Below are 779 nucleotides of genomic sequence, written 5' to 3' on the forward strand. Positions count from 1 at the left end.
GTTTGCCCGGGCCGGGGTGAAGCAGGGCATGCGCCGCCTGCCCGAGCCGGACTGGTCGTCACTGGTCCGAGAGATGCGCCGACCCGGGGTCAACCTCACGGTGCTGTGGGAGGAGTATCGGGAAGCGCATCCCGACGGCTACGGCTACTCGCGGTTCTGCGACCTCTATCGCGAGTTCGAGCGCCGCCTCACCCCGGTGATGCGCCAGCACCATGCCGCCGGCGACAAGGTCTTCGTCGATTACTCCGGCAAGAAGATCGGGATCGTCGATCCCACCACCGGCATCGTGCGCGAGGCCGAGATCTTCGTGGCGGTGCTGGGCGCATCAAGCCTGACCTACGCCGAGGCGACCTGGACCCAGACGCTGCCCGACTGGATCGGCGCGCATGTCCGCCTGTTCCGCTTCCTCGGCGGCGTCCCCCGCCTCGTCGTGCCCGACAACCTCAAGAGCGCCGTCCACAAAGCCTCGTTCTACGATCCGGAGATCAACCGCTCCTACGGGATGATGGCCGAGCATTACGGCGTCGGCGTCCTGCCGGCTCGGCCCCGCAAGCCTCGCGACAAGGCCAAGGTCGAGGCCGGCGTGCGCTTGGCCCAAACCTACATCCTGGGACGGCTTCGGCGGCAGACCTTCTTCTCGCTCGCAGAATGTAACACCGCCATCGCCACGATGATCGAGCGTATCAACGCCCACCCGATGCGCCGGCTCGGCACGACCCGGCGCGCCCTGTTCGAGGCGATCGAGCGGGCTGCCCTGCTTCCGCTGCTGGAGGAAGACT

General features: G+C 67.5%; 1 protein-coding gene. It reads left to right on the forward strand.

Annotated elements, in window-relative coordinates:
- Positions 1-779, forward strand: a 779-nt coding sequence (gene istA, locus G3T14_RS24420) for an IS21 family transposase (RefSeq protein ID WP_163645043.1), incomplete at both ends; no start/stop codon positions are given.

The organism is Methylobacterium sp. BTF04 (assembly GCF_010692745.1).
Lineage (GTDB): Bacteria > Pseudomonadota > Alphaproteobacteria > Rhizobiales > Beijerinckiaceae > Methylobacterium.